Source organism: Actinophytocola xanthii (assembly GCF_001921205.1).
GTDB classification, from domain to species: domain Bacteria; phylum Actinomycetota; class Actinomycetes; order Mycobacteriales; family Pseudonocardiaceae; genus Actinophytocola; species Actinophytocola xanthii.
Map to the genome: position 1 here is coordinate 52,330 of NZ_MSIE01000032.1, position 24,634 is coordinate 76,963.

The following is a 24,634-nucleotide window of genomic DNA, read 5'->3' on the forward strand; positions in this document are numbered from 1 at the left end:
CTAGTTCCGGCTGGCGTGCCGGCGCAGCTCGGCCGGCGGCGCCGGGACCGCGCGCAGCGCCGTCAGGATGCCGGCCTCCCGGTTCAGCAGCCGGCCCGCCAGGCGGAGCCGGTGCAGGGGTCGGGTCTCCTCCAGTAATCGCTGCCGGTCCTCCAGGGGCAGCAGGCAGTCGGTCGCCAGCAGGTGAGCGAGCTGGGCGATCTCCACGTCCTCGGCGGGCTCGTCCCAGTCGCCCTGCTGCCAGGCCGCCTGGCAGTAGCGGCGGTAGGCCGCACGGGCGGTGTTGGCCAGCGAGGCGACGGCGTCCTCGGCCTCGCGTTGCCCGGGGACGACCGCCGGCGCGTCCGGCACCCACTCCACCGCACCCATCAGGTAGGGCGCGCTGGTGGAGTCCACCGCCAGCAACCGGAACCGCCGTTCCCCGAGCGTGACGATGTCGAACCGGCCGTCCGGCAGCCGGGTCACCTGGCGCAGCACCGCCGCGCAGCCGATCGCGCGCAGCTGCTCGCACGAGGTGATCTCGACGTCGTGCGACGGCTTCAACGCGACGACGCCGAAACGCTTGCCGGGCAGCGTCTCGGTGATCAGGTCGACCGTGAGCTGTCGGTAGCGCGGCTCGAAGACGTGCAGTGGCAGCGTGGTGCCCGGCAGCAACACGGTTTGCAGCGGGAAGAGCGGAAGCGTCTCGGGCACCGTCCCAACCTACGACGGGACGCCGCCCCGCGCTTGGTTCGGCGGGCGGAGCACCGCGAATGGGTCCGTGACCGCCATGGTCCGCTCGACGAACCGGAACAGCGCCGCGGGCCGTCCGCCGGTGCGGCCCGGCGGCGCCGTCTCACCGGTCGGCTCGAGCAGACCGCGCCGGGACAGCACCCGCTGCAGGTTCGTCGCCGAGACCCGGTAGCCCAGTGCCGCCGAGTACAGGCCGCGCAGCGCGGAGATGGTGAACGTCGGCGGCGCGAGGGCGAAGCCGATGTTGGTGTAGGACAGCTTCGACCGCAGCCGGTCCCGCGCTCGGTGCACGATCGACTGGTGGTCGAACGCCGTGGGCGGCAGGGCGTCGAGCGGGTGCCAGCGGGTGTCCGGCGGCAGGCCGGGGTCGACGTCGGAGGGGACCAGGCCCAGGAACGCGGTTGCCACGACGCGCTCGTCCGGGATCCGGTCCGGCGCGCTGAACACGGCGAGCTGCTCGACGTGGGAGAGCTGCCGCACGTCGACCTTCTCCGCCAGCTGGCGCTTGATCGAGCTCTCCACGTCCTCGGCCGCGCCGAGCCGCCCGCCGGGCAGTGACCACCGGTGCGCATGCGGCTCCAGCGCGCGTTCCCACAGCAGGACCTGGAGTGAGCCTGCTCGCACCTGGAGCACCGCGGCCAGGACTTCATGGGCTACGGGCAGGGGAGGAGTGGTAGCATCGACCATGTTTTCGATCCTAAGGCGAAAACCTCGGGATGGGAAACCGGCAAGGGTTGCCAATGCGAGGAGGACGACATGGCCGCTACCGCGGAACGTGAGCGGACCGACGACCTGACGCCCTACGGCGGCGTCGAGGCCGACGCGGCGTGGCGCGACGAGGTGCGCCGGCTGGCCGAGGAACGCGACGCGGTGCTGCTCGCGCACAACTACCAGCTGCCGGAGATCCAGGACATCGCCCACCACACCGGCGACTCCCTCGCGCTGAGCCGGATCGCCGCCGAGAGCGACGCCTCGACGATCGTGTTCTGCGGCGTGCACTTCATGGCCGAGACGGCGAAGATCCTGAGCCCGCACAAGACCGTGCTGATCCCGGACGCCCGGGCCGGCTGCTCGCTCGCCGACTCCATCGACGCCGCCCAGCTGCGCGCGTGGAAGGCCGAGCACCCCGGCGCCGTCGTCGTCTCCTACGTCAACACCACGGCCGAGGTGAAGGCGGAGACCGACATCTGCTGCACCTCGTCCAACGCCGTGGACGTGGTCCGCTCGATCCCGGCCGACCGCGAGGTGCTGTTCCTGCCCGACCAGTTCCTCGGTGCCCACGTGCGCCGGGAGACCGGCCGGGAGAACCTGCACATCTGGGCGGGGGAGTGCCACGTGCACGCGGGGATCAACGGTCCGGAGCTCGCCGCGCGGGCCGCGGCCGACCCGGAGGCCGACCTGTTCGTGCACCCCGAGTGCGGCTGCGCGACCTCGGCGCTCTACCTGGCCGGCGAGGGCGTGGTGCCCGCCGCCCAGGTCAAGATCCTCTCCACCGGCGACATGGTCACCGAGGCCAGGGCGACGCGGGCCACGACGGTGCTCGTCGCCACCGAGGTCGGCATGCTCCACCAGCTGCGCCGGGCCGCACCGGACATCGACTTCCGCGCGGTGAACGACCGCGCCTCCTGCCGGTACATGAAGATGATCACGCCGGCGGCCCTGCTGCGGTCCCTGCGCGAGGGCGCCGACGAGGTGCACGTCGACCCGGCGGTCGCCGAGCGGGCCAGGGGTGCGGTCCGCCGCATGATCGAGATCGGCAAGCCGGGCGGTGGCGAGTGAGCGGCCCCAGCTGGGAGGCGCGTGCGGACCTGGTGGTCGTGGGCACCGGTGTCGCCGGGTTGACCGCGGCGCTGCGGGCGCGCGAACTCGGCCTGCGGGTGCTGGTGGTCACCAAGGAGGCGGCCGACGGCGGAAACACCCGCTGGGCCCAGGGCGGGGTCGCCGTGGTGCTCGGCGACATGCCCGACGACTCGGTGCGGCGCCACGTCGAGGACACCCTGGTGGCCGGCGGCGGCCTGTGCGATCTCGAGGCCACGACGCGAATCATCGGCGCGGGCCCGGCCGCGGTGGCCCGGCTCCGGGCACGCGGTGCGGTGTTCGACGGCCCACCGGAGCGGCTGGCGCGCACCCGGGAGGGCGGCCACACCGCCTTACGCGTCGTGCACGCCGGCGGCGACGCCACCGGGGCCGAGGTGGAGCGCGCGCTGCTGGCCGCGTCGCGGGACGGCGGGCTGCCCGTGCTGGAGCACCATGTCGCCGTCGACACCCTGCGCACGCCGGCCGGTGAGGTGGCCGGTCTGCTCGTGCTCGACGGCGACGGGGTGCCCGGGGTGCTCACCGCTCCCGCCGTGCTGCTGGCGACCGGCGGGCTCGGCCAGCTGTACCAGGCGACCTCGAACCCGGCGGTGGCCACCGCCGACGGCGTGGCCCTCGCGCTGCGGGCCGGCGCGCCCGTCCAGGACCTGGAGTTCGTGCAGTTCCACCCCACCGTGCTCTACACCGGCGAGGGCGCGCGCGGCCGGTGCCCGCTGGTGACCGAGGCCGTGCGCGGCGAGGGTGCGGTGCTGGTCGACTCGACTGGTGCCCGGGTGATGGCCGGCGTCCACCCGCTGGCCGACCTGGCCCCGCGCGACGTGGTGTCGGCCGCGATCAACCGCCGGCTGGCGGCGTTGGGCGAGGACCACGTGTTCCTGGACGCCACCCACCTGGACCGCCCCACGTTCGAGCGCCGGTTCCCCACCGTGCTCGCGGCCTGCCAGGCCGCTGGCGTGGACCCCGTCGTGGACCCGATCCCGGTCTCGCCGGCCGCCCACTTCGCCTGCGGCGGCGTTATGTCTACTGTGGACGGACGGACCGCGGTGCCCGGCCTGTACGCCGCGGGCGAGGTCGCGCGCACCGGGCTGCACGGCGCGAACCGCCTTGCCTCCAACAGCCTGCTGGAGGGCCTGGTCGTGGGAGCGCGCGCGGCCGAGGCGGTGGCGGCGGACCTGGCCGCCGCGCCGCGGGCCGAGCGGCGGCTCGCCGCGTGCCCGCCGGTGCCGGTGGCGCCGGCCGCCGGCCGCGACACCCTGCAGCGGGTGATGAGCCGCTACGCCGGCATCGGCCGGGACGCCGAAGGGCTCGCGGTGGTGGGCTCGGTCCTCGACGTGTCGGCCGTGGACCGCCCCCTGTCGAGCAGGGCGGCGGTGGAGGACGCCGCGCTCACCCTCACCGCGCGGGCCCTGATCGCGGCGGCGCAGGCCAGGACAGAGTCCCGCGGCTGCCACGTGCGCACCGACTTCCCGCAGGTCGACGAGGGCTTCGCGCACGGCCTGGCGGTGCGCCTCACCCCGTCCGGCCAACCGATGCTGGACCGTCCGGCGCTGCTGACCCGAGGAGCGGCATGACCGACCTGGACCTGGCGGACCTGCGCCGGGTGGTGGCGACGGCCCTGGAGGAGGACCTGCGCTACGGCCCGGACGCGACGACCGCGGCCACCGTCGCGGAGGCCACCGAGGCCGTCGCCGAGCTCACCCCGCGCGCCTCCGGCACGGTCGCCGGCGTCCCCGCCGCGCTGGCCGTGTTCGAGACGGTCCTGCCCGACGTCGAGGTGCTGTCCCGACGCGAGGACGGCGAACGGGTCGCCCCCGGTGAGCCTGTCCTGGTGGTCAGAGGCAGGGTCCGCGGCCTGCTGACCGCGGAACGCACGGCGTTGAACCTGCTCTGCCACCTGTCCGGCATCGCCACGGCGACGGCGGCGTGGGTGGACGCACTCGCCGGCACCGGCGCCGTGGTGAGGGACTCCCGCAAGACCCTCCCGGGCCTGCGCCTCCTCGAGAAGTACGCCGTCCGGTGCGGCGGCGGCAGCAACCACCGCCTGGGCCTGGGCGACGCGGTGTTGATCAAGGACAACCACGTCCTGGCGGCGGGTTCGGTCACCGCCGCCCTGACCGCGGCCCGCGAACACGCCCCGGACCTGCCCTGCGAGGTCGAGGTGGACACCCTCGACCAGCTGGACGAGGCACTGGCAGCCGGCGCCGAACTGGTCCTGCTGGACAACTTCAGCCCGGAACAGTGCGCCGAGGCCGTCCGCCGGGTAGCCGACCGGGCTCTCACCACGAAGCTGGAGGTCTCCGGCGGCCTCACCCTGGCGGAGGCCAGACGCTACGCCGACACCGGGGTGGACTACCTGGCCGTAGGCGCCCTCACCCATTCCGCCCCAGCACTGGACATCGGCATGGACCTACGCTGACAACCCCCACCCACAAGCAAACCCCGCGCCACCCATGCAAAGCCGGTATGCACAACACCTAACTCCCCAGAACACCTAACCCCGCGCCAGCCGTTCCCCAAGTCGGGACGCACCAACAGCCAACTCCCCAGAACACCTAACCCCGCGCCAGCCGTTCCCCAAGTCGGGACGCACCAACAGCCAACTCCCCAGAACACCTAACCCCGCGCCAGCCGTTCCCCAAGTCGGGACGCACCAACAGCCAACTCCCCAGAACACCTAACCCCGCGCCAGCCGTTCCCCAAGTCGGGACGCACCAACAGCCAACTCCCCAGAACACCTAACCCCGCGCCAGCCGTTCCCCAAGTCGGGACGCACCAACAGCCAACTCCCCAGAACACCTAACCCCGCGCCAGCCGTTCCCCAAGTCGGGACGCACCAACAGCCAACTCCCCAGAACACCTAACCCCGCGCCAGCCGTTCCCCAAGTCGGGACGCACCAACAGCCAACTCCCCAGAACACCTAACCCCGCGCCAGCCGTTCCCCAAGTCGGGACGCACCAACAGCCAACTCCCCAGAACACCTAACCCCGCGCCAGCCGTTCCCCAAGTCGGGACGCACCAACAGCCAACTCCCCAGAACACCTAACCCCGCGCCAGCCGTTCCCCAAGTCGGGACGCACCAACAGCCAACTCCCCAGAACACCTAACCCCGCGCCAGCCTTACCCAAGCCGGGACGCACAGGAGCTAACTCCCTCGGGCGAGGTGAGGCCCGCGGCTGCGTGAGCGAGAGCGAAGGAGCGTCCACCGTCTGGACCGACGCAGCGCCCGCAGGCGCCCCAGGCGCCGAGGACGCGAAGGAGGGAAGACGGTGGGTCAGCGACTGAGCGAAGCGAACAAAAAAACACAGAACAAAGAACAAGGTCACAAAAAATATCACCCCTCCCCAACCGCCCGAACCATGTCCGTGCAGCGGTCCGGGCGTCCAAGCTGGCCGGGCCAGCCCACGGCCGCCCAGAACGCCCGGGTGGCCGGCGAGTTGAGCACGGTCGTCGTCGACCAGTCGTACCCCTGCCCCGGTGGTGCGACAGCGAGCGCGGCGGCCACCAGGACCCGCCCGTAGCCGAGCCGGCGGTGTGCCTCGTCCACCCGAACCTGCTCGAGCACCGCCCGCCGACACGGCGCGCACACGGCGAGGTCGGCGTCGGCGACGACCACCCCGTCCAACCGCATCCGCAGCTGCCCGACTCCCGCGCGCACCGCCGGCGGAACCCGCACGAGCACCAGGCCCACGTCGGGAGCCTGCTCCTCAGTGTGCTGTTCGGCCGGGTCGATCTCGCACCAGCTCGCCCCCGGCAGGCCGAGGTCCCAGCAGACCCCGCAGGTGACGGTGTCCAGCCGATGGCGGTGGCTGTAGCCGGCCTGCTTCCCGCCGATGGTCAGGTCGTGGCCGCGGGGGCACCACCGCCGGCCACCGTCCGGCGAGGTCGGCCGGACCGCGCGCGCCGTGCCGTACATGCCGCGACCGACATCCCGACCCTGTTCGCTCACATGTTCGATTATGACCGCTACCCGGACTTCCACAACCCCTCTCACCAGCGAGTATGTCCGGCGCTACGACCAGCGACCGACCGATGGACCAGAAAGCCGAGAAGTCGATCTCTCGGCTGGGGCGGGCCAGGGGCGTATAACACTGGTATGGCGACGCTCGAGGCCAACGCCCAGACACTGCCGCCCGGATCCCGGCTGCCGTCGCCGGTGCAGACGCTGCTGTTCCTCGTTGCCCGGCGGCAGCTGCACATCCATCTGCGCCGCCGCTACGGCGAGGTGTTCAGCACCCGCCTCGCCGGGCGCCGCAACGTGGTCACGCTGACCCGTCCCGAGGACATCCGCACGGTCTTCGCCGGGTCGCCGACGGTCTACCACGGCGGCGAGGGCAACGCGCTCCTGCGACCGGTGATGGGCGCCCACTCGGTCCTGGTCACCGACGAGAGCGAGCACCAGCGCGCCCGCAAGCTCCTCATGCCCGCCTTCAACGGCGCCGCGCTGCGGGGCTACGCCGAGCTGATGGCCTCGCTCGCCGCCCGGGACGCCGAGAGCTGGCCCACCGGCCGGCCGTTCGCCGCGCATCCGCGGATGAACGCGGTCACCCTCGAGATCATCCTGCGCGTGGTCTTCGGTCTCGGCGAGGGGCCGCGGCTGACCGAGCTGCGGCCGCGGCTGCGGCGGGTCTCCGACATCGGCCCGCTCACCGTGCTCGGCTGGACCTACCCGAACCTCGCGCGGTACGGCCCGTGGCGGCGCAACCACGAGAACCTGGCCGCGGTGGACCGGCTGCTGTACGCCGAGATCGCCGAGCGCCGCGGCGCGGACGACCTCGCCGACCGCGGCGACGTGCTGTCCCGCCTGCTGACCGCGGGCGGGGGCGAGCTCACCGACGCCGAGGTGCGCGACCAGATGGTCACGCTCCTGCTCGCCGGCCACGAGACCACCGCCACGGCCCTGGCCTGGTCCTTCCACGAGCTGGCCCGCCACCCCGAGATCCAGCGCCGGGCGCGGCGCGACGCCGACGACGGCGACGGCGAGTACCTGCAGGCCGTCGCGAAGGAGGCGATGCGCCGGCGGCCGGTCATCCAGAACGTGGCACGCAGGCTGACCGAGCCGACCGAGATCGCCGGTTACCTGCTGCCGGCGGGGACCGTCGTCGGGCCGAGCATCTCCCTGGTGCACCGGGACCCGACGCTGCACGAGGAACCGACGGACTTCCGCCCGGAGCGGTTCATCGGCAAGCAGCCGGAGGCCGGCACGTGGATCCCGTTCGGCGGCGGGGTGCGGCGCTGCCTGGGTGCCGGGTTCTCCCTCCAGGAGGCGGCGGCCGTACTGCGGGAGGTGCTGACCCGCTACGAACTCCACCCGGAACGGGCGAGGCCCGAGTACCCGAAGCCACGCAACATCACGCTGGTGCCGGCCCGCGGCGCGCGGATCGTCGCGACGCCCCGCCGGCGCTGACCCCTCAGAGGCGGCGGTTGGCCAGGACCGGGATCGCGGCCCGGGTCTTCTCGACGAGGGGGAGGTCCAGGTCCACCAGCAGCAGGTCCGGGTCGGCGCCGAGCTGGGCTGCGACCTCACCGGAGGGGTCGGCGACCGTGCTGAACCCGATCCCGGTCGGCGCCCTGCCATGGGCTGTCCCGCCGCCCGCCGCCGGGTCGGCCTGCCCGCAGGCCACCACCCAGCAGGTCGAGTCCAGTGCGCGCGCCCGCACGAGCAGCTCCCACTGCGCGAGCTTGCCCGGGCCGGCCCCCCACGAGGCGCCGAGCAGGACCGCGGACGCGCCCCGGTCGGCGAGCCTGGTGAACAGCTCGGGGAACCGGATGTCGTAACAGGTCGCGAGGCCCAGCACCGCCTCGTCGAGCGTGACGGTGACCAGTTCCGAACCGGGGGCGACGGTCCTGGACTCGGCGAAGCCGAACGCGTCGAACAGGTGGATCTTGTCGTAGCCGACGTGCTGGCCGCGCCCGGTGGCGAGCAGGGTGTTGAACACCCGGCCGTCCGGCGAGGGGGTGAACATGCCGGCGACGACCAGGACGTCGTGCTCGGCGGCGATCTCGGCGACCGAGGTCGCCCAGGGACCGTCGATCGGCTCGGCCAGCGGCGCCAGCGACGTGCCGAAGCACGCCATCGTCGCCTCCGGGAACAGCACGACCGAGGCGCCCTCCCCGGCGGCCCGCTCGACCGAGGACCGGACGAGGCCGAGGTTCTCCACCGGTGACCCGGTGGACGTGATCTGGCTCAGTGCGACCCGCACGCTACCTCCCGAACTCGCCGACCGGTGTTCGCCGATCCACCTCCACGAGGATAGGCGGCCCGGCTAGGGTCGGTGCCCGTGTCTACCGTGTCCCCCCGTCGCGCCGTGCCGGTGCTCCTTGCCGCGCTGCTGCTCGCCGGGTGCACCGCAGACCCGGTGCCGCCGGCCTCCGGCGACCCGGACGGCACCTCGCTGGTGATCGCGGTCGCGCAGGAGCCCGGGACGGTGGACCCACTCGCCGGCTTCGCCGGGCACGGCGCGGCCAAGATCTTCGACGGGCTGCTCGAGCACGACGCCGACCTCGAGCTGCGGCCCGGTCTCGCCGCGGAGCTGCCCGAGCCCTCGCCCGACGGCCGCGCCTGGACGGTCAGGCTGCGCCCCGGCGTGACCTTCTCCGACGGCACCCCGCTGGACGCCCAGGACGTGGTCGCCACCTACCAGGCCGTGCTCGACCCGGCCCGCGAGTCGCCGGTGCGGCAGCGCTTCCCCATGCTGGCGCGGGTGGTCGCGGTGGACAAGGCGGTGGTCCGCTTCGAGCTGACCGCGCCCTACGCGCCGTTCCCCGAGCTGCTCGTGCTCGGCGTCACCTCCAGCGAGTCGGTCTCCGGCGACGCGGCCGGCGACGACACCGCACCGGTCGGCACCGGGCCCTACGTCCTGGCCGACTGGCAGCGCGGTACCCGGATGGTCCTGAAGGCCAACGAGGACTACTGGGGCGACGCGCCGGCGATCAAGGAGGTCACCGTCGAGTTCGTGCCGGACGACGAGGCCCGCGCGGAGCGCATGCGCGAGGGCAAGCTCGACGGCGTCGCGCTGCCGCCGGAGCTGGCCGCGGAGTTCGACAACATCGACGGCCTGCGGGTCGTCGCGCACAGCGCGGCCGACGTGCGGGCGGTGGTGCTGCCCGAGGGGAACCCGGTGACCGGGGACCCGGCGGTGCGGCTCGCGCTCAACCACGCGATGGACCGCGAGGCGGCGGTGTCCGAGGTGCTCGCCGGGCAGGGACGGGTCGCCTTCACGCCGATGCCCGCGGTGCTCGCCGAGTTCGTCGAGGCCGGCGCCGACTTCGACCACGACATCACCCGCGCGCTGGACGAGCTGGAGTCCAGGGGCTGGGTCACCGGGCCGGACGGGGTGCGGACCCGCAACGGCCGGGCTGCCCGGTTCACCCTGCGCTACCCGGCCTCCGACGCGGTGTCGGCCGGTCTCGCCGAGGCGTTCGCGACCAACGCGCGCTCGGTCGGGATCCAGGTGGACCTGGCGCCGGTGGCCCGCGACTCCCTCGACGGCGCGGCCCTGGTCGGCTTCGGGGACCCGTTCGACCCCGACCTGAGCGTGTACCGGGTGCTGCACTCCAAGGCGGGGTCGCTCGGCGGTTACGCGAACGAGACGGTGGACGAGGCGCTGCGGGTCGGGCGGATGGCGACCGACCCGGCGCAGCGGGCGACGGCGTACCGGCGGATGCAGCGGGCCTACGTGGCCGCACCGGGGATGGTGGTGATCGCCTCGCTCAACCACACCTACGTGATGCGGGAGAGCTGGGACGGCTACGAGCCGGTCGTCGACGCGGCGACCGAGGACGCGACCTGGGGGCCGTGGTGGAACCTGGAGGAGTGGACACCCCGATGAGCACGATCGACCTCGCCGCCGTCCGGGCGGACACGCCGGCCTGCCCGCGCGGGGTGTTCCTGGACAGCGCCGGGTCCTCGTTGCCGCCGGTCCAGGTGCTCGACGAGGTGGTCGGTCATCTGCGCCGGGAGGCGGAGGTCGGCGGCTACCGCGCGCACGACGAGCGCGCGGCCGAGCTGGAGGACGGCTACGCGCTGATGGCGCGGCTGCTGGGCTGCGAGCCGGACGAGGTCGCGTTCACCGACAGCGCCACCCGGTCCTGGCTGGCCGCGTTCGACGCGGTGCCGCTGAAGGCCGGCGACCGGATCCTGGTCACCGAGGTCGAGTACGCCGGCAACGCGATCCCGCTGCTGCACCGGGCCGCCGAGGTCGGCGCCTCGGTCGAGACGGTGCCCTCGACGCCCACCGGCGAGGTGGACGTGGCCGCGCTGCGGGAGCTGCTGGACGAGCGGGTGGCGCTGGTGTCGCTGGTGCACGTGCCCTCCAACGGCGGGCTGGTGAACCCCGTCGCCGAGGTGGTCGAGGCGGCGCACTCGGTCGGCGCGCTGGTGCTGCTCGACGCCTGCCAGTCGGTCGGCCAGCTCCCCGTGTACGCGGCGGAGCTGGGTGTCGACATGCTCAGCGGGACCGGCCGCAAGTGGCTGCGCGGCCCCCGCGGCACCGGGTTCCTGGTGGTGCGCCGGGCGGTGCTGCCGCGGCTGCGGCCCCGGCTGGTGGATCTGCACTCCGGCACGTGGTCGGCGCCGGAGCGCTACGAGCTGCGGACCGACGCCAGGGTGTTCGAGCTGTGGGAGACGAGCACGGCCGACCGGCTGGGCCTGCTGGCGGCGGTCCGCTACGCCGTCGAGCTGGGGCTCGAGGCCATCGCCGCCGCCGTGGGCGAGCGGGCCCAGCGGCTCCGGGCCGGCCTGGCCGCGGTCCCCGGCGTGACCGTGCACGACCTCGGCACGACCCGGTGCGGCATCGTCAGCTTCACCGTCGAGGGCCGCTCGCCCCGGCAGGTCCGGGACGAGCTGGCCGACCACGGCGTGACGGTCACGGTCACCGGGGCGAGCTCGACCCGCCACGACATGACCCGGCGCGGCCTGCCCGAGCTCGTGCGTGCCTCGCCGCACTACTTCCTCACGCTCGACCAGCTCGACGAGGCGGTCGCGGCGGTGGAGCGCGTGTCTGAGGACGTGCCCTAGGGCCAATGCCGGTCGTTTAGCTGCCCGGAAGGCCCCTTATTGGTCTTGAACGTGCCTGTTTTCGCTGCTCGCCGATCGCGGAGTTGATCTTGCGTCGGCTTAAGCGACCGGCATTGGCCCTAGGGCGCGTCCGCACAGTCCTGGTCGATGGGCTTCGTGATCCAGGTCGTCGCTGGCAAGGCGGAGGGCAGGCCTCGTACCGGGTCGTACTCGGCCTGTCCGACAACGCCGCCAGCGGCGAACTGGGCGCGAAGACCGCGATCGAGGGCTGTGCGGACGTGCCCTAGCGGGAACGGGTGGCGCCACCCGTGTGCACGACGAAGGTGGTAGGCCGTTCGGCGGGCTCGCCCCACCGCTTACCCTGGAGGTCCGTCGCCAGCACGAGCCAGAGGAAGCCGATGCTCAGCCGCACCGACCTGCGTGGTCGAGTTCCCTCGCCGGCCGCCCTGCGCGCCATGCTCCCACGCGCCGAGACCGACGTGGACGCGGTGCTGAACCGGGTCCGCCCGATCGTCGAGGACGTCCGCGACCGTGGGGTGCCGGCCGTGCTCGACCACACCGAGCGGTTCGACCGGGTGCGCCCGGCGAGTGTCCGGGTGCCCGAGGACGCGCTGAAGGAGGCGTTGGACCGGCTCGACCCGGCGGTGCGCGACGCGCTGGAGGAGTCGGTCCGCCGGGCCCGCGCGGTGCACGCCGACCAGCGCCGCACCGACGTCACGACGCAGGTCGTGGCGGGTGGCACGGTGACCGAGCGGTGGGTCCCGGTGCGCCGGGTCGGCCTCTACGCGCCGGGCGGCCTCGCGGTCTACCCGTCGAGCGTGGTGATGAACGTCGTCCCGGCCCAGACCGCCGGCGTCGAGTCGCTGGTGGTCTGTTCGCCGCCGCAGGCGGAGTTCGGCGGCCTGCCGCACCCGACGATCCTCGCCGCCGCGGCGTTGCTGGGCGTCGGCGAGGTGTGGGCGGTGGGCGGCGCGCAGGCCGTGGCGCTGCTGGCGTACGGGGGGACCGACACCGACGGCGCCGAGCTCGAGCCGGTGGACATGGTCACCGGCCCCGGCAACGTGTACCTGACCGCCGCCAAGCGTCTGCTGCGCGGGTTGGTCGGCATCGACTCCGAGGCCGGTCCGACCGAGATCGCGATCCTCGCCGACGCCACGGCCGACCCGGTGCACGTTGCGGCGGACCTGATCAGCCAGGCCGAGCACGACACGCTCGCCGCGAGCGTGCTGGTGACCGACTCGGCCGAGCTGGCCGACGCGGTGGACGCCGAGCTCGTCGCTCAGGTCGAGCGCACCCGGCACCGCGAGCGCATCACCACCGCCTTGCGCGGCAAGCAGTCCGGCTGCGTCCTGGTGTCCTCTGTGGAGGACGGGTTGACCGTCGTGGACGCCTACGGCGCCGAGCACCTCGAGGTGCAGACCGCGGACGCCTCGGCGGTGGCGGCCAGGGTCCGCTCGGCGGGCGCGATCTTCGTCGGGCCGCACAGCCCGGTGTCGCTCGGCGACTACTGCGCCGGCTCCAACCACGTGCTGCCCACCGGTGGCTGTGCCCGGCACTCGTCCGGGCTCTCGGTGCAGACGTTCCTGCGCGGCATCCACGTCGTCGACTACACCCGCGAGGCGCTGGAGGCCGTGGCACCGCACGTCGTCGCCCTCGCCGAGGCCGAGGACCTCCCGGCGCACGGGCAGGCCGTCACCGCCCGCTTCGGGGGCGCCGGGTGATCGGCGACGGCATCGGCCTGGACGACCTGCCGCTGCGGGAGGACCTCCGTGGCGGCACCCCGTACGGCGCTCCGCAGCTCGACGTCCACACCCGGCTGAACACCAACGAGAACCCCTACCCGCCGCCGGCGGCACTGGTCGCCGACGTGAGCGCGGCGGTGGCCGAGGCGGCGGCCGCACTGCACCGCTACCCCGACCGCGACGCGACCGAGCTGCGGGCGGACCTCGCGCGGTACCTCACCGCCTCCTCCGGCGTGCCGCTCGAGGTGGGCAACGTGTGGGCGGCGAACGGGTCCAACGAGATCCTGCAGCAGCTCCTGCAGGCGTTCGGCGGGCCGGGCCGCACGGCGCTGGGCTTCGAGCCGTCGTACTCGATGCACCCGATCATCGCCGCCGGTACCCGCACCGAGTGGGTCCGGACACCGCGGCGGCCGGACTTCAGCCTCGACACGCCCCGTGCCGCCGCCGTACTCGCCGAGCGCGCCCCCGACGTCGCGTTCCTCACCAGCCCGAACAACCCCACCGGCGGGTCGATCCCGCTGCCGGAGCTGCGCGAGCTGGTGGCCGCCGCGCCGGGTCTCGTCGTCGTCGACGAGGCCTACGTCGAGTTCTCCTCGCGGCCCAGCGCGGTCGGCCTGCTCGAGGAGTTCCCGGCCAAGCTGATCGTGTCCCGGACGATGAGCAAGGCCTTCGCCTTCGCCGGCGGCCGGCTGGGCTACCTCGCCGCGGCCCCGGCGGTGGTGGACGCGTTGCAGCTGGTCCGGCTGCCCTACCACCTGTCGGTGCTCACCCAGGCGGCCGCGCGGGCGGCGCTGCGCCACGCCGAGGAGACCCTGCGCTCGGTGCACGCCCTGTCCGCCGAACGCGAGCGGGTCGTGGAGTCCCTGCGGGACCTGGGTTTCGACGTCGTCCCGAGCGACGCCAACTTCGTGCTGTTCGGCCGGTTCGCCGACGCGCGGGCCACCTGGCGGTCCTACCTGGACCAGGGGGTGCTGATCCGCGATGTCGGCATTCCGGAGCACCTCCGCGTCACCATCGGCACCCCCGACGAGAACGACACGTTCCTCGCCGCCAGTAAGGAGATCGTCAGGTGAACCGGGTCGGCAGGATCGAGCGGACCACCAGGGAGTCGTCGGTGACCGTCGAGATCGACCTCGACGGGGCCGGCAAGGTGGACGTCTCCACCGGGGTGCCGTTCTTCGACCACATGCTCACCTCGTTCGGGGTGCACGGCGCGTTCGACCTGTCGGTGCGGGCCACCGGCGACGTCGAGATCGACGCCCACCACACCGTCGAGGACACCGCGATCGTGCTCGGCCAGGCACTCGGCGCGGCCCTGGGCGACAAGCAGGGCATCCGCCGCTTCGGCGACGCCTGGGTCCCGATGGACGAGACGCTCGCGCACGCCGCGGTGGACGTGTCCGGCCGGCCGTACTGTGTCCACCTGGGCGAGCCCGAGGTGATGACCGGGTTCACGGTCGGCGGCAACTACCCGACCGTGCTCAACCGGCACGTGTTCGAGTCGCTGGCCTTCCACGCGCGGATCGCCCTGCACCTGCGCGTGCTGCACGGCCGCGACCCGCACCACATCACGGAGGCGCAGTACAAGGCGCTGGCCCGGGCCCTGCGTGCCGCGTCCGAGGCCGACCCGCGGCTCACCGGCGTCCCCAGCACGAAGGGTGTGCTCTAGTTGCTCTAGGCTCGCGCCGTGTCCAAGGAAGTGGTCGTCATCGGTCTGCTGGCGCTCGCGGGGTTCCTGCTCGGCGGGGTCTACTCGACCTACCGGACCGCCCGGGGCCTCGCCGTGCTGCTGGGGGCGGCGGCGTTGCTCGCGATCGGCGGCGCGGTGGTGTGGCTGGTCAGCTGATCCCGCCCTCGGAGGCGGCGCGCAGCCGGGGCGCGCCCGGCCCGAAGACGGCCATCACGTCGTCCTTGTTGTTCAGGTGGCACGACTTCAGCGACAGGCACCCGCATCCGATGCACGCGGTGAGCCGGTCGCGCAGTCGTTGCATCGCGTCGATCCGCGCGTCGAGCTCGTGCTGCCAGCGTTGGGAGAGCCTGGCCCAGTCGGCCTTGGTCGGCGTCCGGCCCTCCGGCAGCGTGGCCAGCGCGTCGCCGATCTCCTCCAGGGTCAGGCCGACGCGCTGGGCGGTGCGGATGAACGCCAGCCGGCGCAGCACCGCACGTGAGTACTTCCGCTGGTTGCCCACGGTCCGCTCCGAGGTGATCAGGCCCCGTTCCTCGTAGAACCGCAGTGCGGTGTGGGGGACGCCGCTGCGCCTGGCCACCTCACCGATCGTGAGTACGTCCGGCAGTTTGGACACACCACGACCCTACCGGCAACCTCGACCAAGGTAGAGCAAGGCTGGCTTGACCTCGACCGAACTCGAGGTTGCACCCTCGGGTCATGGCCACACGAGAACTGGCCGGTCTCTTCGAGCGGATGACCGGCGACGAGAAGCACGAGTGGGCCGCCGCGTCCACTGTAGACGTTCTGTGGGTGCTCTACGACCGGGTGCTCGACGTTCGACCGGCCACGGTCGACGACCCGGACCGGGACCGGTTCCTGCTGTCCAAGGGCCACGGGCCGATGGCCTTCTACGCCGTACTCGCGGCGAAGGGCTTCCTGGACCCGGACCTGTTGGGCACCTGGACCGAGTTCGGGTCCCCCCTCGGCCAGCACCCCGACCGGGTTCTGGTGCCCGGTGCCGAGATCGGCTCGGGCTCGCTCGGCCACGGTCTGGGACTGGGCGTCGGGACCGCGCTCGGACTGCGGGCCCAGCGGCGCCAGAGCCGGGTTGTGGTGCTGCTCGGCGACGGGGAGCTGGACGAGGGCAGCAACCACGAGTCGATCGCGCTCGCCGCGCGGCTCGGGCTGGACCGGCTGACCGCTGTCGTCGTCGACAACGGCTCGGCGAGCCTGGGCTGGCCCGGCGGCATCGCCGGTCGGTTCGCCGTCGAGGGCTGGCACACCGCCACCGTCGACGGCCGTGACCACGACGCGCTGTACCGCGCGTTCACCGCGGAGCACCCCGGCCGCCCGTCGGCCGTGGTCGCCGTGATCGACCCGGGGGAGTGGGGATGACCAGCCAGGACACCGACAGGCTCATGCGCGAGGTGTTCGTCGACACCGTCTCGGCCGCACTGGACCGCGACCCGCGGATCGCGGTGGTGACCGCCGACATCTCCGCGGCGGCGTTCGCCGCGGCCAGGGCCCGCCACCCGGACCGGGTGATCAACGTGGGGATCCGGGAGCAGGCGATGATCGGTGTCGCCGGCGGGCTCGCGCTCACCGGCATGCGCCCGGTCGTGCACAGCTACACGCCGTTCCTCGTGGAGCGCCCGTTCGAGCAGCTCAAGCTCGACCTGGGGCACCAGGACGTGGGGGCGGTGCTGGCCTCCATCGGCGGCTCCTACGACGACCCGGTGTGGGGCCGCACCCACCAGGGACCGGGCGACGTGGCGCTGCTGGACACGCTGCCCGGCTGGACCGTCCACGTTCCCGGCCACCCCGACGAGGTCGAGCCGCTGCTGCGGGCGGCGCTGGCCGGGGACGACCGGGTCTACCTGAGGCTGTCCTCCCGGCGCAACCGGGAGGCCCATCCGACCGGCGGGTTCACCCTGGTCCGCCCGGGCCGCGGCGGGGTCGTCCTGGCCGTCGGGCCGACCCTGGACGCCGTGCTGGAGGCCGTGGCCGGACTCGACGTCACGGTGCTCTACGCGAGCACGGTGCGCCCGTTCGACCGGGCCGGCCTGCGGGCCGCCGTCGCCGCGGCCGGCCCCGAGGTCGTGCTGGTCGAGCCCTACCTGGCCGGCACGTCCGCGCACGAGGTCGCCGAGGCGCTCGCCGACGTGCCGCACCGGCTGCGGGCACTCGGGGTGCGGCGCGACGTCGAGGTCCGCGCGTACGGCACGGCGGCCGACCACGACGCCGTGCACGGCCTGGACGCCGCGGGGATCGCCGCCGCGGTGCGGGCGCTGACCGGCTGACCGCCCGGCCGCCCGACATCTCGTAGCCTGGAGGCGTGACACGAGTCGTCGTACTGGACTACGGATCGGGCAACCTGCGATCGGCCGAGCGGGCGCTGCGCCGCGTCGGCGCGGAGGTCGAGGTCACCGCCGACCACCGGGCGGCACTCGAGTGCGACGGCCTCGTGGTGCCCGGGGTCGGCGCGTTCGCCGCGTGCATGGCGGGGCTGCGCTCGGTCCAGGGGGAGCGGGTCATCGGCCAGCGGCTGGCCGGTGGGCGTCCGGTGCTGGGCGTCTGCGTGGGCATGCAGATCCTGTTCGAGCGGGGCATCGAGCACGGTGTGGAGACCGACGGCTGCGGGCAGTGGCCGGGGACGGTCGACCGGCTCCAGGCGGAGATCGTGCCGCACATGGGATGGAACACGGTGCGCGCGCCGGCCGGGTCGGTGCTGTTCGACGGGCTGGGCGCGGACGCCCGGTTCTACTTCGTCCACTCCTACGCCGCGCAGTCCTGGGAGCTCGCCGCCCAGCCGCCGCTGCCCGAGCCCCTCGTCACCTGGGCCGAGCACGGCGGCGACTTCGTGGCCGCGGCCGAGAACGGCGCGCTGGCGGCCACCCAGTTCCACCCGGAGAAGTCCGGCGACGCCGGCGCCCACCTCCTGACGAACTGGGTCAAGAGCCTCACCTGACCGCTGGCGGTCGGCGCGGCGGCCGGTCGATACGCTGCCACCGTGACCTTCACGCTTCTCCCCGCGGTCGACGTCCGCGACGGCAAGGCCGTACGCCTGCTCCAGGGCCGCTCCGGCACCGAGACCGGGTACGGCGACCCGTGGGACGCTGCGTTGGCCTGGCAGCGGGACGGCGCGGAGTGGATCCACCTGGTCGACCTCGACGCGGCCTTCGGCACCGGGGACAACCGGGAGCGGCTCGCGGAGATCGTCGGCCGGCTGGACGTGCGGGTCGAGCTGTCCGGCGGGATCCGCGACGACGACTCGCTGGCCGCGGCGCTGGCCACCGGCTGCGCCAGGGTCAACCTCGGCACCGCCGCGCTCGAGCACCCCGAGTGGTGCGCCAGGGTCGTCGGCGAGTTCGGCGAGCGGGTGGCCGTGGGCCTGGACGTGCGGATCGACGAGGCCGGGGAGCACCGCCTGGCCGCCCGCGGGTGGACCAGCGACGGCGGCTCGCTCTGGGAGGTGCTGGAGCGGCTCGAGCGGGACGGCTGCTCGCGCTACGTCGTCACCGACGTCACCAAGGACGGCACCCTCAGGGGGCCGAACCTGGAGCTGCTGCGGGAGGTCTGCGCCCGCTCGAAGGCACCCGTCGTCGCCTCCGGCGGGGTGTCCAGCCTGGACGACCTGACCGCGCTGGCCGAGCTCGCGCCGCTCGGTGTCGAGGGCACGATCATCGGCAAGGCCCTCTACGCCGGGGCGTTCACCCTGCCCGAGGCCCTCGCGCGGGTCAGCCGAGGCTGATCGCCAGGCACACCGTGCCGTCGGCGCCGCGGAACCGCTTGCTCGTGCCGATCACGACCCGGCCGCTGATCCCGTACTTGCGCTTGAGCACGCGTCGTCCGTGTTCGGTGCCCTCCGCGTCCAGGATCCGCGCGGTGCCCTTGACCGGCGTGCCCTTCGGCCGGCCCCGCAGGTCGCACTCGGCCACCTCGACGACCGGGTTGTTGCGGATCCGCTTGACCTTGCCGGCCGCGGTCTGCGTCCAGACGATGAGCTCGTCGCCGTCGCGGCCGACCCACACCGGGGTCGGCACCGGCGTCCCGTCCCGGCGGAACGTCGTGACCAGCAGGTAGCTGCTGCGGCTCAGGCGGTCGATCTCGGAGGTCATGCGCCCGACGGTACCCACCGGCCGCTGTGAGGCCTCTCAGCGCGGTGCGCCGGTCAGGCGGTGCGGCGGCGCAACGTCGCCGCGCCGAGGACCAGGGCCGCCACCACGCAGGCCGCGACGACCAGGAGGTTGCGCACCAGGGTCCCGTCCACCGCACTGGACCGGGTGACCTGGTCGAGCGCGTCGACCGCGTAGGACAGCGGCATCAGGTGCGACAGCCACTCCAGGACCGGGGTCATCGACTCGCGCGGGGCGAACAGCCCGCAGAGCAGGATCTGGGGCATCACGACCGCCGGCATGAACTGGACGGCCTGGAACTCGGTGCGGGCGAAGGCGCTCGCGAGCAGGCCGAGCGCGGTGCCGAGCAGCGCGTCGAGCGCCGCGATCACCACGAGCAGCCAGACCGACCCCTCGATCTCCAGGCCGAGCCAGGACAGCGAGATGCCGGTCGCGACCAGCACCTGGGCGACCGCCACCAGCCCGAACGCGATCGCGTAGCCGCCGAGCAGGTCGAGCTTGCCGATCGGCAGCGTCATCAGGCGTTCGAGCGTCGCCGTGGTGCGCTCGCGCAGCGTGGTGATCGAGGTGACGATGAACATGATCGCGAACGGGAAGACCGCGAGCAGGGCCGGCGCGGCCGCCCCGAAGGCCCGCTGGTCGTCGAACACGTACCGGAGCAGGACCAGCAGCAGCGACGGCAGCAGCACCATCATCGCCACCGTGCGGTGGTCGTGGCGCAGCTGGGTGAGGATCCGCCGCGAGGTCGCCAGCGTCAACGCCGCGCTCATGAGGTGACCTGCCGTTCGCGGACGAGGGTGAGGAAGGCCTGTTCGAGGTCGTCGGTGGCGGTTCTCGTGCGGAGGGCGGCCGGGGTGTCGTCGGCGAGGATGTGGCCGTCGCGCATCAGCAGCAGGCGGTCGCAGCGGGCGGCCTCGTCCATCACGTGGCTGGAGACGACGAGGGTGGCCCCCCGCTCGACCAGGCGGTGGAACATCGCCCACAGCTCGTCGCGCAGCAGCGGGTCCAGCCCGACCGTTGGCTCGTCGAGCACGAGCAGCTCCGGGGCGCCGAGCAGGGCGACGGCCAGGCTGGCGCGGTTGAGCTGGCCGCCGGAGAGCCGGCCGACCAGGTGGTCGGCGTGGCTGCCGAGCCCGACCTCCTCGATCACCCGGTTCACGTCCTCCCGCGGGGCGCGCAGGATCGCGGCGAAGTACCGCAGGCTCTCGCGCACGGTGAGGTCCGCGTACACCGCCGGGTTCTGGGTGGCGTAGCCGATCCGCCCGCGCAGAACCGGGCTGCCGGCGGGCTCGCCGAGCACCGTGACCCGGCCGCCGGCCACGACCTGCACGCCGACGATCGAGCGCATGAGCGTGGTCTTGCCACAGCCGGACGGGCCGACCAGCCCGGTGACCGACCCGCGCGGGACGGCGAGGTCCACCCCGTGCAACACCTCGCGGGCCCCGCGCCGCACGCGCAGCCCCTCGACGACGACGGCGTCACTGGTCATGGCCTAATTTCTACGCTTGTTGAGTTTCTCCGTCAAGCGGTCGCCGGACCTGGGGTGGGGCGGCAGTATCCTCCGGCGCATGTCGGTCGCGGTGCGTGTCATCCCCTGCCTGGACGTCGACGCAGGGCGGGTGGTGAAGGGTGTCAACTTCACCGACCTCGTGGACGCGGGCGACCCGGTCGAGCTGGCCGCGGCCTACGACGCCGAGGGGGCCGACGAGCTGACCTTCCTGGACGTCACCGCGTCCTCGCACGCCCGGGAGACGACCTTCGAGGTGGTGCGCCGGACCGCGGAGCAGGTGTTCATCCCGCTGACGGTCGGCGGCGGCGTCCGCGCGGCCTCCGATGTGGACCGTCTGCTGCGGGCCGGGGCGGACAAGGTCTCGATCAACACCGCGGCGATCCTGCGCCCGGAGCTGCTCGAGGAGTGCTCGCGGCGGTTCGGTGCGCAGTGCGTCGTGCTCTCGGTGGACGCCCGGCGCGCGCCCGGCACGCCGTCCGGGTTCGAGGTCACCACCCACGGCGGGCGGAAGGGCACGGGCATCGACGCCGTCGAGTGGGCCGCCCGCGGCCAGGAGCTGGGTGTCGGCGAGATCCTGCTGAACTCGATGGACGCCGACGGCACGAAGGCCGGGTTCGACCTCGAGCTGATCAGGCTGGTGCGGGCCGCCGTGGACGTGCCGCTGGTGGCCAGCGGGGGAGCGGGCGCGCCGGAGCACTTCCCGCCCGCGGTGGCCGCCGGCGCGGACGCGGTGCTCGCCGCGAGTGTGTTCCACTTCGGACAGCTGCGGATCGGCGAGGTCAAGGACGCCCTGCGGCAGCGAGGAGTCGAGGTCCGATGACCACTTTGGACCCGAAGATCGCGGACCGGCTCAAGCGCAACGCCGACGGACTGGTCTGCGCGGTCGCCCAGCGGCGCGGCACCGGCGAGGTGCTGATGGTCGCCTGGATGGACGACGAGGCGCTGCACCGGACCCTCACCACCCGCGAGGCCACCTACTACTCGCGCAGCCGCGGGCGGCTCTGGGTCAAGGGCGAGACCTCCGGGCACACCCAGTACGTGCACGAGGTCCGGTTGGACTGCGACGGCGACACCGTGCTGCTCGTCGTCGACCAGGAGGGTGCCGCATGTCACACGGGGGCGGCGACCTGCTTCGACCGCGACGTCCTGCTCACCTGACCGTGCCGGTGATGTAGCGCTGCAGCGTCGGCGCGACCGCGACCACCACCGTGTCGATGTCGGCGGAGGCGAACGGCTCGAACCGCACGACGTAGCGGACCATGCCCATCCCGACCAGCTGCGAGGCGACCAGCGTCGCCCGGAAGTCCAGGTCGTCGTCGACCAGCGGGGACAGCACCCGCTCGACGATGTTCTTGACCAGGAAGTCCCGCAGCGTGTTCGCGGCCAGCTCGTGGCTGGTGATGCTGCGCATGAGGGCGGCGAACACGCCGCCGCCGGTGGTGTCCCAGACGGTGAGGAAGGTGCGGACGATCCGCTGGCCGAGGTCGGTCACGTCCCCGGCGAGCAGCCGCTCGACCACGTCCTGCGGGTTGAACGGGAGCTTGAGCACGGCCTCGGCGAACAGTCCCTCCTTGCCGCCGAACCAGTGGTTGACCATGGCCGCGTCGACCTCGGCCCGCGCGGCGATGGCCCGGACCGTGGCGCCGTCGTAGCCCTGCTCGATGAACACGGCCCGAGCCGCGTCGACCAGCGCGGCCCGGGTGTCCGTCCCACCCGGACGCCGTCCTCGGCGCCGGGGGGCGTCCTGCCTCGCACCCTTGCTCACCCCTTCATCATGCGGCATCGGCGTCCCCGGCCGCCGGGCGGTGGATCTTCCTCGGCGCGCCCGCCGGCGGGGGACTCGCGGGATGGCCGCGGTGGCACGGGACAATGGGCGCATGGTCAGTGTCATGGGGTCCGAGGGCGTCCGGCGCGGGCTGGGGGAGGTGGGGCCGACCCGTGAGGAGTTCCACCGGCTGGCCGCGGACCACCGGGTCATCCCCGTCGTACGCCGGCTGCTCGCCGACGGGGAGACGCCGGTCGGGGTCTACCGCAAGCTCGCCCAGGGCCGGCCGAACACGTTTCTGCTCGAGTCGGCCGAGAACGGGCGCTCCTGGTCGCGCTGGTCGTTCGTCGGGGTGCACAGCACGGCCGTGCTCACCGAGCGCGACGGGCGCGCGCACTGGGCGGGCACGCGGCCGGTCGGGCTCCCCGAGACCGGCGACCCGCTCGCGGCGCTGCGCGAGACCGTCGAGATCCTCCGCACCGAGCAGCTGCCCGGCCTCCCGCCGCTGACCGGGGGCATGGTCGGCTACATCGGCTACGACGCGGTCCGCCGTCTCGAGCGCCTCCCCGAGTTGACCGAGGACGACCTGGAGCTGCCCGAGCTGGCCATGCTGCTCGCCACCGACCTCGCCGCGCTCGACCACCACGAGGGCACCGTCACCCTCATCTCGAACGCGGTGAACTGGGACGACAGCCCCGAACGGGTCGACGCCGCCTACGACGCCGCGATCGAGCGGCTGGACCGGATGACCGAGCGGCTCACCCGGCCCACCCCGCCCACGGTCGCCGTGTTCGACCGCCCCCGGCCGGACTACCTGCGCCGGCGCGACCAGGCCGACTACACCGCGGCGGTGCGCGCGGCGAAGGAGGCCATCCGTGCCGGGGAGTGCTTCCAGGTCGTCCTCTCCCAGCGGTTCGAGATCGCCACCGACGCCGACCCGCTCGACGTCTACCGCGTCCTGCGCGCGACGAACCCCAGCCCGTACATGTACCTGCTGCGCCTCGACGGGTTCGACATCGTCGGCTCGAGCCCGGAGGCGCTGGTCACCGTCCGCGACGGCGTGGCCACGACTCACCCGATCGCGGGAACCCGGTGGCGGGGCATGGACCCGGAGGAGGACGCCATCCTCGAGAAGGACATGCTCCACGACGACAAGGAGCGTGCCGAGCACGTCATGCTGGTCGATCTCGGCCGCAACGACCTGGGTCGGGTCTGCCGGCCGGGCAGCGTGCACGTCGTCGACTTCTTCCGGGTCGAGCGCTACAGCCACGTGATGCACATCGTGTCAACGGTCACCGGGGCGCTCGACGACGGGCGGACGGCCTTCGACGCGGTCGCGGCCTGCTTCCCGGCGGGCACGCTGTCCGGAGCGCCCAAGCCCAGGGCGATGGAGCTCATCGAGGAGCTCGAACCGACCAGGCGCGGCCTCTACGGGGGCGTGGTCGGCTACCTCGACTTCGCCGGCAACGCGGACACCGCGATCGCCATCCGGACCGCCCTGATCCGCGCCGGGACCGCCTACGTCCAGGCCGGGGCGGGGATCGTGGCCGACTCCGACCCGGTCGCGGAGGACACCGAGTGCGTGAACAAGGCCAGCGCCGTACTGGTCGCGATCGCCACCGCGCAGACCATGCGCGCGGCCGGCCAGTCCGATGACTGAGCCCACCCCTCGACGTCCACTGTGGATGGTCGTGGTCCTGCTGCTCGGCGCCGCCGCCGCGCTGTGGGGCGCGACGCGACTGGACGGCGGTCCCGGCTCGGGCACCGGGCTCGCGCTCCTCGCCCTGGCCGGCGCCGGTGGCGTGGTCGCGGTCGGCGGCTGGGCGCGCCGGGTGGTCGGGGTGGTGGTCGTCCTCGCCGGCCTGCTCGCCGGCTGGCAGGCGCTGGGCTCGCCCGGCGCCGGGATCGGCCGGTGGACGGCGCTGCTGGGTGCCGTCCTGCTGGTCCTGGCCGGTGCGCTGGTGGTCCGGTGGGCCGGGGAGCTGCCCACGCTCGGGGCGCGCTACCGGGCGGTCGCGCCCGCCGGCGGCTCCGGCGACCCGGACAAGGACCTGTGGGACGGGCTGTCGCAGGGGCGGGACCCCACGGTGGGCGGGAGCGAGGACGAACGCCGGGGAGTGACCGACGGATGAACACCGAGCACGGACCCGGTACGGGGTCCTCGCCCGGTGCGGGGTTAGCATCCCTGTGGCGGGAAGGGGCAAGGCTGGTGACTGGTAGCACCTGCGACACATCGGAAGTGGCGCTC

The 24,634-nt window shown here is 73.5% G+C and carries 27 protein-coding genes; 18 read left to right on the forward strand and 9 right to left on the reverse strand.

All coding sequences use genetic code 11. The features are described from left to right. Window positions 1–693: an LON peptidase substrate-binding domain-containing protein gene (locus BU204_RS18315; protein ID WP_075126906.1), complete on the reverse strand. Its 693-nt coding sequence runs from the start codon at window positions 691–693 to the stop codon at window positions 1–3. A gap of 9 nt (window positions 694–702) precedes the next feature. Beyond that, complete coding sequence (locus BU204_RS18320; RefSeq protein WP_075126907.1) at window positions 703–1,419, reverse strand: NUDIX hydrolase; 717 nt, start codon at window positions 1,417–1,419, stop codon at window positions 703–705. A 69-nt stretch (window positions 1,420–1,488) separates the two neighbouring features. Between BU204_RS18320 and nadA the strand changes: the two genes are divergently transcribed. From nadA to nadC, 3 genes are read left to right on the forward strand one after another with little or no spacing between them, the layout of a single operon-like run. Beyond that, window positions 1,489–2,511 carry a quinolinate synthase NadA gene (nadA, locus tag BU204_RS18325; RefSeq protein WP_075126908.1) on the forward strand — a complete coding sequence of 341 codons (1,023 nt, stop codon included), beginning with the start codon at window positions 1,489–1,491 and terminating at the stop codon, window positions 2,509–2,511. Continuing rightward, window positions 2,508–4,118, forward strand: coding sequence for an L-aspartate oxidase (locus BU204_RS18330; RefSeq protein WP_075126909.1), 1,611 nt, complete (start codon window positions 2,508–2,510; stop codon window positions 4,116–4,118). Before nadA ends, BU204_RS18330 begins: the two co-directional genes overlap by 4 nt. Continuing rightward, entirely contained in the window at window positions 4,115–4,963 is an 849-nt protein-coding gene (nadC, locus tag BU204_RS18335) for a carboxylating nicotinate-nucleotide diphosphorylase (protein WP_075126910.1), read from the forward strand. Before BU204_RS18330 ends, nadC begins: the two co-directional genes overlap by 4 nt. 916 nt (window positions 4,964–5,879) lie before the next feature. Here the strand turns inward: nadC and BU204_RS38335 are convergent. Further along, on the reverse strand, window positions 5,880–6,494 hold the full coding sequence (locus BU204_RS38335) for a GNAT family N-acetyltransferase (protein ID WP_143229577.1): 615 nt from the start codon (window positions 6,492–6,494) through the stop codon (window positions 5,880–5,882). Between the two features lie 147 nt (window positions 6,495–6,641). On the opposite strand from BU204_RS38335, the gene BU204_RS18345 reads away from it, so the two are divergent. Next, window positions 6,642–7,952 (forward strand): cytochrome P450, encoded by a 1,311-nt coding sequence (locus tag BU204_RS18345; protein ID WP_075126911.1) that lies wholly within the window; start codon window positions 6,642–6,644, stop codon window positions 7,950–7,952. A 4-nt stretch (window positions 7,953–7,956) separates the two neighbouring features. Here BU204_RS18345 and BU204_RS18350 read toward each other — a convergent pair whose 3' ends face one another. After that, window positions 7,957–8,748, reverse strand: coding sequence for a carbon-nitrogen hydrolase family protein (locus tag BU204_RS18350; protein WP_075126912.1), 792 nt, complete (start codon window positions 8,746–8,748; stop codon window positions 7,957–7,959). 78 nt (window positions 8,749–8,826) lie between these two features. Between BU204_RS18350 and BU204_RS18355 the strand changes: the two genes are divergently transcribed. From BU204_RS18355 to BU204_RS40790, 6 genes are all read left to right on the forward strand, one after another. Next, window positions 8,827–10,377 (forward strand): ABC transporter substrate-binding protein, encoded by a 1,551-nt coding sequence (locus BU204_RS18355; RefSeq protein ID WP_075126913.1) that lies wholly within the window; start codon window positions 8,827–8,829, stop codon window positions 10,375–10,377. Then, a complete protein-coding gene (locus BU204_RS18360) occupies window positions 10,374–11,564 on the forward strand; it encodes an aminotransferase class V-fold PLP-dependent enzyme (RefSeq protein WP_075126974.1) in 1,191 nt (396 codons plus the stop codon). Before BU204_RS18355 ends, BU204_RS18360 begins: the two co-directional genes overlap by 4 nt. Window positions 11,565–11,962: 398 nt before the next feature. Beyond that, entirely contained in the window at window positions 11,963–13,285 is a 1,323-nt protein-coding gene (hisD, locus tag BU204_RS18365) for a histidinol dehydrogenase (protein WP_075126914.1), read from the forward strand. Continuing rightward, window positions 13,282–14,379, forward strand: a complete 1,098-nt coding sequence (locus BU204_RS18370; RefSeq protein ID WP_075126915.1) for a histidinol-phosphate transaminase — start codon at window positions 13,282–13,284, stop codon at window positions 14,377–14,379. Before hisD ends, BU204_RS18370 begins: the two co-directional genes overlap by 4 nt. Continuing rightward, window positions 14,376–14,975, forward strand: coding sequence for an imidazoleglycerol-phosphate dehydratase HisB (hisB, locus tag BU204_RS18375; RefSeq protein WP_075126916.1), 600 nt, complete (start codon window positions 14,376–14,378; stop codon window positions 14,973–14,975). Before BU204_RS18370 ends, hisB begins: the two co-directional genes overlap by 4 nt. An 18-nt stretch (window positions 14,976–14,993) precedes the next feature. Further along, on the forward strand, window positions 14,994–15,152 hold the full coding sequence (locus BU204_RS40790) for a hypothetical protein (protein ID WP_198942911.1): 159 nt from the start codon (window positions 14,994–14,996) through the stop codon (window positions 15,150–15,152). Here BU204_RS40790 and soxR read toward each other — a convergent pair. Next, entirely contained in the window at window positions 15,145–15,609 is a 465-nt protein-coding gene (gene soxR, locus BU204_RS18380) for a redox-sensitive transcriptional activator SoxR (protein ID WP_075126917.1), read from the reverse strand. The two genes, BU204_RS40790 and soxR, sit on opposite strands and share 8 nt — an antisense overlap. An 83-nt stretch (window positions 15,610–15,692) precedes the next feature. Between soxR and BU204_RS18385 the strand changes: the two genes are divergently transcribed. The 4 genes from BU204_RS18385 to priA are packed head-to-tail and all read left to right on the forward strand — an operon-like array spanning window position 15,693 to window position 18,726. Beyond that, the gene (locus BU204_RS18385) at window positions 15,693–16,370 is read left to right on the forward strand and encodes a thiamine pyrophosphate-dependent enzyme (protein ID WP_075126918.1); all 678 of its coding nucleotides are present in this window, start codon (window positions 15,693–15,695) and stop codon (window positions 16,368–16,370) included. Further along, window positions 16,367–17,275 (forward strand): transketolase family protein, encoded by a 909-nt coding sequence (locus tag BU204_RS18390; protein ID WP_075126919.1) that lies wholly within the window; start codon window positions 16,367–16,369, stop codon window positions 17,273–17,275. The genes BU204_RS18385 and BU204_RS18390 overlap by 4 nt, the downstream gene beginning before the upstream one ends. Before the next feature lie 35 nt (window positions 17,276–17,310). Beyond that, a complete protein-coding gene (hisH, locus tag BU204_RS18395) occupies window positions 17,311–17,943 on the forward strand; it encodes an imidazole glycerol phosphate synthase subunit HisH (protein WP_075126920.1) in 633 nt (210 codons plus the stop codon). 42 nt (window positions 17,944–17,985) lie between these two features. Beyond that, window positions 17,986–18,726 (forward strand): bifunctional 1-(5-phosphoribosyl)-5-((5-phosphoribosylamino)methylideneamino)imidazole-4-carboxamide isomerase/phosphoribosylanthranilate isomerase PriA, encoded by a 741-nt coding sequence (gene priA, locus BU204_RS18400; protein ID WP_075126921.1) that lies wholly within the window; start codon window positions 17,986–17,988, stop codon window positions 18,724–18,726. On the opposite strand, the gene BU204_RS18405 is transcribed toward priA, so the two are convergent. Genes BU204_RS18405 through BU204_RS18415 form a run of 3 tightly spaced genes read right to left on the reverse strand, consistent with a single transcriptional unit; the run spans window position 18,713 to window position 20,600 of the window. After that, on the reverse strand, window positions 18,713–19,093 hold the full coding sequence (locus BU204_RS18405) for a PPOX class F420-dependent oxidoreductase (protein WP_075126922.1): 381 nt from the start codon (window positions 19,091–19,093) through the stop codon (window positions 18,713–18,715). The genes priA and BU204_RS18405 overlap by 14 nt on opposite strands. Before the next feature lie 53 nt (window positions 19,094–19,146). Next, window positions 19,147–19,881, reverse strand: coding sequence for an ABC transporter permease (locus BU204_RS18410; protein WP_075126923.1), 735 nt, complete (start codon window positions 19,879–19,881; stop codon window positions 19,147–19,149). Continuing rightward, window positions 19,878–20,600, reverse strand: a complete 723-nt coding sequence (locus BU204_RS18415) for an ABC transporter ATP-binding protein (RefSeq protein ID WP_075126924.1) — start codon at window positions 20,598–20,600, stop codon at window positions 19,878–19,880. The genes BU204_RS18410 and BU204_RS18415 overlap by 4 nt, the downstream gene beginning before the upstream one ends. A 79-nt stretch (window positions 20,601–20,679) precedes the next feature. On the opposite strand from BU204_RS18415, the gene hisF reads away from it, so the two are divergent. Both hisF and hisI read left to right on the forward strand, forming a co-directional pair. Continuing rightward, window positions 20,680–21,441, forward strand: coding sequence for an imidazole glycerol phosphate synthase subunit HisF (hisF, locus tag BU204_RS18420; RefSeq protein ID WP_075126925.1), 762 nt, complete (start codon window positions 20,680–20,682; stop codon window positions 21,439–21,441). Next, on the forward strand, window positions 21,438–21,779 hold the full coding sequence (gene hisI / locus BU204_RS18425; protein ID WP_075126926.1) for a phosphoribosyl-AMP cyclohydrolase: 342 nt from the start codon (window positions 21,438–21,440) through the stop codon (window positions 21,777–21,779). Before hisF ends, hisI begins: the two co-directional genes overlap by 4 nt. On the opposite strand, the gene BU204_RS18430 is transcribed toward hisI, so the two are convergent. Then, window positions 21,772–22,386: a TetR/AcrR family transcriptional regulator gene (locus BU204_RS18430; protein ID WP_233160399.1), complete on the reverse strand. Its 615-nt coding sequence runs from the start codon at window positions 22,384–22,386 to the stop codon at window positions 21,772–21,774. The genes hisI and BU204_RS18430 overlap by 8 nt on opposite strands. A gap of 112 nt (window positions 22,387–22,498) precedes the next feature. Here BU204_RS18430 and BU204_RS18435 point away from each other — a divergent pair, with 112 nt between their 5' ends. Continuing rightward, window positions 22,499–24,046: an anthranilate synthase component I gene (locus tag BU204_RS18435; protein WP_075126928.1), complete on the forward strand. Its 1,548-nt coding sequence runs from the start codon at window positions 22,499–22,501 to the stop codon at window positions 24,044–24,046. After that, entirely contained in the window at window positions 24,039–24,518 is a 480-nt protein-coding gene (locus BU204_RS18440) for a Trp biosynthesis-associated membrane protein (RefSeq protein ID WP_075126929.1), read from the forward strand. The genes BU204_RS18435 and BU204_RS18440 overlap by 8 nt, the downstream gene beginning before the upstream one ends. Window positions 24,519–24,634: the final 116 nt, after the last annotated feature.

Coding starts and splice junctions, on each gene's coding strand:
- BU204_RS18320 (WP_075126907.1), bottom strand. CDS start 1,419: ATGGTCGATGCTACCACTCCTCCCCTGCCCGTAGCCCATGAAGTCCTG.
- nadA (WP_075126908.1), top strand. CDS start 1,489: ATGGCCGCTACCGCGGAACGTGAGCGGACCGACGACCTGACGCCCTAC.
- nadC (WP_075126910.1), top strand. CDS start 4,115: ATGACCGACCTGGACCTGGCGGACCTGCGCCGGGTGGTGGCGACGGCC.
- BU204_RS18345 (WP_075126911.1), top strand. CDS start 6,642: ATGGCGACGCTCGAGGCCAACGCCCAGACACTGCCGCCCGGATCCCGG.
- BU204_RS18360 (WP_075126974.1), top strand. CDS start 10,374: ATGAGCACGATCGACCTCGCCGCCGTCCGGGCGGACACGCCGGCCTGC.
- hisD (WP_075126914.1), top strand. CDS start 11,963: ATGCTCAGCCGCACCGACCTGCGTGGTCGAGTTCCCTCGCCGGCCGCC.
- BU204_RS18385 (WP_075126918.1), top strand. CDS start 15,693: ATGGCCACACGAGAACTGGCCGGTCTCTTCGAGCGGATGACCGGCGAC.
- BU204_RS18390 (WP_075126919.1), top strand. CDS start 16,367: ATGACCAGCCAGGACACCGACAGGCTCATGCGCGAGGTGTTCGTCGAC.
- BU204_RS18405 (WP_075126922.1), bottom strand. CDS start 19,093: ATGACCTCCGAGATCGACCGCCTGAGCCGCAGCAGCTACCTGCTGGTC.
- BU204_RS18410 (WP_075126923.1), bottom strand. CDS start 19,881: ATGAGCGCGGCGTTGACGCTGGCGACCTCGCGGCGGATCCTCACCCAG.
- BU204_RS18415 (WP_075126924.1), bottom strand. CDS start 20,600: ATGACCAGTGACGCCGTCGTCGTCGAGGGGCTGCGCGTGCGGCGCGGG.
- hisF (WP_075126925.1), top strand. CDS start 20,680: ATGTCGGTCGCGGTGCGTGTCATCCCCTGCCTGGACGTCGACGCAGGG.
- hisI (WP_075126926.1), top strand. CDS start 21,438: ATGACCACTTTGGACCCGAAGATCGCGGACCGGCTCAAGCGCAACGCC.
- BU204_RS18435 (WP_075126928.1), top strand. CDS start 22,499: ATGGTCAGTGTCATGGGGTCCGAGGGCGTCCGGCGCGGGCTGGGGGAG.
- BU204_RS18440 (WP_075126929.1), top strand. CDS start 24,039: ATGACTGAGCCCACCCCTCGACGTCCACTGTGGATGGTCGTGGTCCTG.